This window comes from Pseudomonas sp. 43NM1 (genome assembly GCF_002836905.1).
Taxonomy (GTDB): domain Bacteria; phylum Pseudomonadota; class Gammaproteobacteria; order Pseudomonadales; family Pseudomonadaceae; genus Aquipseudomonas; species Aquipseudomonas prosekii.
This window is the reverse complement of the sequence record NZ_MKGS01000075.1, coordinates 1-6,635: the sequence shown is the minus strand read 5'-3', so window position 1 is coordinate 6,635 and position 6,635 is coordinate 1. Positions and strand designations below refer to the sequence as shown.

Here is a 6,635-nt window from a genome sequence, read left to right as displayed (position 1 = left end):
GCTGTTCAGCGGCAGCATCGCCGAAAACATCGCGCGTTTTCGCGAAGCCGATCCGCAGCAAGTGGTCGAGGCCGCACAACACGCCGGTGTCCACGAACTGATTCTGCGCATGCCGCAAGGCTACGACACGGTTCTGGGCGAGGACGGCAGCGGTTTGTCCGGCGGCCAGAAGCAACGCGTGGCACTGGCCCGCGCGCTGTATGGCAAGCCGAGCCTGGTGGTGTTGGATGAACCCAATTCCAACCTCGACACCGTTGGCGAAGCGGCGTTGGCCAGCGCCATCGCGCACATGAAAGCCAATGGCACCAGCGTAATTCTGGTGACTCATCGTTCTTCGGCGCTGGCCCAGGCCGACAAATTGCTGGTACTCAGCGACGGCCGTTTGCAAGCGTTCGGCCCAAGCCAGGAAGTGCTCAAAGCGCTATCAGGCAATCAGTCCGCCAATCAGCCTGCCAATCAGGAGCAGAAAACCCCACAGGCACCCGGCGGGCTCAGCATGAGTCGGCAGTATCAGCCCTCGACAAGGAATTCGGGTGTATGACCAGCACACGCATGAACGCTGCAAACGAAGCCAGCATGGAACACGATTACATCGCCGAACGCCCTGAACGTGACGCCAGATTTTTTGCGCGAATGGGCTGGATTCTGGCCATCGTCGGCGCCGGCAGCTTCTTCACCTGGGCCAGCCTCGCGCCGCTCGATCAAGGGATTCCGGTGCAAGGCACGGTCGTCGTGTCGGGCAAACGCAAAGCCGTGCAGTCAATCGGCAACGGCGTGGTCAGCCGAATTCTGGTGCGCGAAGGGCAGGTGGTGAAGCAGGGCCAGCCGCTGTTTCAACTCGACCAGACCCAAGCCGCCGCCGATGTCGATTCGTTGCAGGCGCAGTACCGCATGGCGTGGGCCAGCGTCGCGCGTTGGGAGAGCGAACGCGACAACCTCAAGCAAGTGACTTTCCCCGCCGAACTGAGCAAGGACGCCGACCCGCGTCTGGCGCTGGTGCTTGAAGGTCAACGCCAGTTGTTCAGCAGTCGCCGCGAAGCGTTTGCCCGCGAGCAGGGCGGTTTGCGCGCGAACATTGAAGGCGCCAACGCGCAACTGGCCGGCATGCGCCGCGCGCGCACCGACCTCAACGCCCAGGTCAGCTCGCTGCAACAGCAACTGAGCAACCTGCAACCGCTGGCCGACAACGGCTACATCCCGCGCAATCGGCTGATGGAATATCAGCGGCAGTTGTCGCAAGTCCAGCAGCAATTGGCCGAGAACAGCGGCGAAAGCGGGCGGGTGGAGCAGGGCATTCTCGAAGCGAAACTCAAGCTGCAACAGCACATTGAGGAATACCAGAAAGAGGTCCGCACGCAACTGGGCGACGCGCAACTGAAAAGCGTCACGCTCAAGGAGCAACTGACCTCCGCCGGTTTCGATTTGCAGCACCGCGAAATCATCGCCACCGCCGACGGCATCGCGGTCAATCTGGGGGTTCACACCGAAGGCGCGGTGGTCCGTCAGGGTGAAACCCTGCTGGAAATCGTCCCGCAAGGCACCACGCTGGAAGTCGAAGGGCACTTGCCGGTCAACCTGATCGACAAGGTCGGCACGCACTTGCCGGTGGACATTCTGTTCACCGCGTTCAACCAGAGCAGCACCCCGCGCGTGCCCGGCGAAGTCAGCCTGATTTCCGCCGACCAGATGATCGACGAAAAAACCGGCGCGCCGTATTACGTGTTGCGCAGCAGCGTCAGTGACCAAGCCATGGAAAAACTCCACGGACTGGTGATCAAGCCCGGCATGCCCGCGGAAATGTTCGTGCGCACGGGTGAACGTTCACTCCTCAACTATTTGTTCAAACCGCTGCTCGACCGGGCAGGCTCCGCGTTGACCGAGGAATAAGGATGTTCGGTGGTATGAATAAGCTTTCCATGCTTGGGGCAGCCCTGGCGTTGCTCACGTGCAACAGTGCACTGGCCCTCGGGCCGTTCGAGATTTACGAACAGGCGTTGCGCAATGATCCGGTGTTCCTCGGCGCGATCAAGGAACGCGATGCCGGCCTGGAAAACCGCGTTATTGGCCGCGCCGGGCTGCTGCCGCGCATCGGTTACAACTACAACAAGGGTCGCAACTCGTCGAAAGCCACAGCGCTGAATGAGCGTGGTGAAAACCGCACCGATGACCGCAACTACAGCAGTTACGGCTCGACCCTGACCGTGCAGCAACCGCTGCTCGATTACGAGGCCTACGCTTCGTATCGCAAGGGCGTCGCGCAGTCGTTGTTCGCCGATGAAGCGTTTCGCGGCAAGAGCCAGGAGTTGCTGGTGCGCGTTTTGGAGAACTACACCCAGGCGCTGTTCGCGCAGGATCAGATCGACATCGCCCAGGCGAAAAAGAAAGCGTTCGAGCAGCAGTTCCAGCAGAACGAGCACATGTTCCGTCAGGGCGAGGGCACGCGTACCGACATCCTTGAAGCCGAGTCGCGTTATGAGTTGGCCACCGCCGAGGAGATCGAGGCGCGCGACGAGCAGGACGCGTCGTTGCGCGAATTGGGCGCGCTGATTGGTGTGCCGGCGATCAACATCGGCGACCTTGCGCCGCTGGATCAGAACTTCCAGACCTTCGCGCTGCAACCGGCCAATTACGACACCTGGCACGAGATGGCGGTGGCGAATAACCCGAACCTTGCGTCGCAGCGCCAAGCGGTGGAGGTGGCGCGTTACGAAGTCGAACGCAACCGCGCCGGGCATTTGCCGAAAGTCAGCGCCTACGCCTCGGTGCGCCAGAACGAATCGGAAAGCGGCAACACCTACAACCAGCGCTACGACACCAACACCATTGGTATTGAAGTCAGTGTGCCGCTGTATGCCGGCGGCGGCGTTTCGGCGATGACCCGCCAGGCCAGCCGCACCATGGAGCAGGCCGAATACGAACTCGACGGCAAGACCCGCGAAACCTTGATCGAACTGCGTCGGCAGTTCAGCGCGTGTCTGTCGGGGGTGAATAAATTGCGCGCTTATCAAAAGGCCCTGACGTCGGCGGAAGCGCTGGTGGTGTCGACCAAACAAAGCATCCTCGGCGGCGAGCGGGTCAACCTCGATGCGCTGAATGCCGAGCAACAACTGTTCACCACCCGCCGCGATCTGGCGCAGGCGCGCTACGACTATTTGATGGCCTGGACCAAGTTGCATTACTACGCCGGGACCTTGAGCGAGCAGGACCTGGCGCGGGTGGATGAGGCATTTGGGCAGGGGCCGCGAGTTCGTTGACGCCACATCAAGTGTGGAGAGAGGGCGTTTGGGCAGAAGGCTGGAGGGCTGAAGGACTGAATGACTGAAGGGCTGAAGGGCTGTTGTGGCGAGGGGGCTTGCCCCCGTTGGGTTGCGTAGCGACCCCAGAGGCAGGGACTGCTGCGCAGTCCAACGGGGGCAAGCCCCCTCGCCACAGGCAAGCCCCTTTGCCATAGGCAAGTTTCCTGGCCACAGATATGCGTGCAAGCAAAAAATGCGACTCAGTGACTACCCCGAAACAGGGGCTTAAAACTCTAAAAACGCCAAAAAAGCGAGTCTTCATGAACACCGATGAAAAGATCAAACCGATATCGATCAGCACACTGTTGCTGGTGGTGTGCGCCATGCCCGCCGCCGCGCAGGCGCAATACCTGGAAACCGGTAAACCCGGCGATGCCGCCAGTTGGCGTTCGGCCGAGTTTCAGCGCGATTGGGGCCTGGCGCGGATGCAGGCCGATCAAGCCTACGCCGCCGGAATCACCGGCAAAGGGGTGAAAATCGGTGAGCTGGATTCCGGTTTCGATACCGCCCATCCCGAGTTCGCCAAAGACCGTTATCACCCGGTCAGCGCCAGCGGCAGCTACCTCAACGGCACGCCGTTCATCGTCAACGGCGCGCTCAACGGCAACAACGATTCCCACGGCACCCACGTCGCCGGCACCATCGCCGCCTCGCGTGACGGCACCGGCATGCACGGGGTCGCGTACAACGCGCAGCTCTACGTGGCCAACACCAACGCTAACGACAGTTTCCTGTTCGGCCCAACCCCGGATCCGCGTTACTTCAAAGCAGCCTATGACGCGCTGATCGATTCCGGCGCGCGCGCGATCAACAACAGTTGGGGCAGCCAGCCGCCCGACGTCAGCTACCGCACCCTCGACGATTTGCACGCCGCGTACGCCCAACATTACAACCAGGGCACCTGGCTGGACGCCGCCGCCGACGTTGCCCGGCGCGGGGTGATCAACGTGTTCAGCGCCGGCAACAGCGGTTATCCGAACGCCAGCGTGCGCTCGGCGCTGCCGTACTTTCAGCCGGACCTTGAAGGCCATTGGCTGGCGGTGTCGGGCCTCGACCAAGGCAATCTGCAGAAGTACAACCAGTGTGGCATCGCCAAATACTGGTGCCTCAGCACCCCCGGCGCGAAGATCGACAGCACCATTCCCGATGGCGGTTACGCGATCAAGTCCGGCACCTCGATGTCGGCGCCGCACGCCACCGGCGCCCTGGCGTTGGTAATGGAACGCTACCCGTACATGAACAATCAGCAGGCGCTGCAGGTGCTGTTGACCACCGCGACGCAGCTCGACGGTTCGATCACCGATGCGCCGAACAATCAGGTCGGCTGGGGCGTCGCCAATCTGGATCGGGCGATGCGCGGGCCGGGACAATTGCTCGGCGCGTTCGACGCCAATCTGGGCGCGGGGCAAAGCGATGTCTGGAGCAATGGCATCAGCGACAAGGCGTTGATTCAGCGGCAGCGCGAAGACCTCGCCGAACACAGCGCCTGGCAACAAACCCTGAAGGACAACGGCTGGGAAAACGGTGTGGCGGCGGGCGCCAGTCAGCAGGATCAGACTGACTACGCGGTGGGCATGGCGCGCGATGCCGCTGCGGCCAGCCGCGTTTATGAAGGCAGCCTGACCAAATCCGGCGCCGGGCGTTTGCTGCTCAGTGGCGACAGCACCTATCGCGGGCCGACCACGGTCAACGGTGGATTGCTGGTGGTCAACGGTTCGCTAACTTCCGCCGTCACCGTCAATGACAACGGCACGTTGGGCGGTTCCGGACGCATCGGCGCACTCACCGCAAATGCCGGCGCCACGGTGGCGCCGGGCAACTCCATCGGCACTGTGCAAGTGGCCGGCGACGTGACGTTTGCGCCGGGTTCGACGTACGCCGTGGAGCTGTCGCCGACCAGCAGCGACCGCATTGTCGCGGGCGGCGTCGCCACGGTCAGTGGCGCTACGGTCAGTCTGTCGCTGGAAAACAGCCCGACATTGCTCAGCACTGGCGAGGTGCAAAGCCTGCTCGGTCGCCAGTACGACATTCTGCAAGCAGCCGGTGGCGTTCAGGGGCAGTTCGGCGCGGTATTGCCGAATTACCTGTTCATCGGCGGCAGCCTCGACTATTCCGCGACCGGCGTCGGCCTGAACATTCAACGCAACGCAACGAGCTTCGCCAGTGTCGGGCAAACGCCGAATCAGCGTGCGGTGGCCGGCGCGGTCGAAGGTTTGGGCGCGGGCAATGCGGTGTACGAAAGTGTGCTGCTGTCGCCGTCCGCGAGTTCGGCGCAGCAGGCCTTTCAGCAGTTGTCCGGGGAGATTTATCCGGCGCTGGGCTCTGTGCTGATCAACGACAGTCGCTACTTGCGTGATGCGGTCGGCGAACGTCTGCATGACGCAAACGCCGCACAGAGCAATGGCTGGATCAAAGCCCTCGGCGCTTGGGGCAAGACGGATGATCGCCACGACACAGCGGGTTACACCACCTCGATTGGCGGATTGCTTGGCGGTGTCGACGGGGCGCTGGATGAGCAGACGCGCATCGGTCTGGTCGCCGGTTACAGCGACAGTTCGGTGAGCATGGGCTCGGGCACGCATTCTTCGGCGCAGGTCGACGGTTACCACCTCGGCGCTTATGCCGGTCGCGAACTCGGTGCCTGGCGCCTGAGCGCGGGCGGCGCCTACAGCAGGCATCGCGCGGACGTGAAGCGTGATCTGCAATTCGCCGACGTCAGCGCCAAGCAGAAAACCAAGGTTGACGCGGCGACCACCCAGGTCTTCGGCGAAGCGGCGTATCGCTTGAACCTGCAACCGTTGGCACTGGAGCCGTTTGCCAACCTGGCTTACGTGCATCTCGACACTGAAGGTTTCACCGAAAAGGGCGATGGCGCCGCGCTGAAAAGCCATGGCGATACTCGCGATGCGGTGCTCAGCACGTTGGGTGTGCGCGCGTTGAAAACGCTGAATCTCGCCGGTCAGCAACAGCTTGACCTGAGCGGCAGCCTGGGCTGGCAGCACAATTTGAGCAGCGTTGATTCGCAGCAGCACTTGGCGTTCGCCAGCGGCGGCACGGCGTTTTCGGTGGAAGGTTCGCCGCTGGTGCGCGACGCCGCGTTGGTCGGCGCCCACGCCAGCCTGGCGCTGAGCCGCGACGTGCGGGTCAACCTCGATTACACCGGCCAACTGGCCAGCCGCGAAAAAAGCCACGGCGTAGGCCTGAGCCTCAATTGGCAGTTCTAACCGCGCTGAAGGCCGCCACGGTCCCGTAGCAGCTGCCGAGCCCGCGAGGCTGCGTTCGGCTGCGAAGCAGTCGTGAAATCGGGCGGTGCGGTGTTCGCGTCAGACCGTGGGGCAG

4 protein-coding genes are annotated in these 6,635 nt (G+C 62.7%); all 4 read left to right on the top strand.

Translation table 11 applies throughout. The features are described 5' to 3' along the window. On the top strand, positions 1-541 hold a 541-nt coding region (locus BI292_RS08460), incomplete at its 5' end, for an ATP-binding cassette domain-containing protein (RefSeq protein WP_157831230.1). Next, positions 538-1,887, top strand: a complete 1,350-nt coding sequence (locus BI292_RS08455) for an HlyD family type I secretion periplasmic adaptor subunit (protein ID WP_101207602.1) — start codon at positions 538-540, stop codon at positions 1,885-1,887. The genes BI292_RS08460 and BI292_RS08455, both read left to right, overlap by 4 nt. Before the next feature lie 14 nt (positions 1,888-1,901). Next, a complete protein-coding gene (locus tag BI292_RS08450) occupies positions 1,902-3,254 on the top strand; it encodes a TolC family outer membrane protein (protein WP_371918714.1) in 1,353 nt (450 codons plus the stop codon). A gap of 302 nt (positions 3,255-3,556) precedes the next feature. Then, complete coding sequence (locus BI292_RS08440; RefSeq protein ID WP_101207601.1) at positions 3,557-6,520, top strand: autotransporter serine protease; 2,964 nt, start codon at positions 3,557-3,559, stop codon at positions 6,518-6,520. Positions 6,521-6,635: the final 115 nt, after the last annotated feature.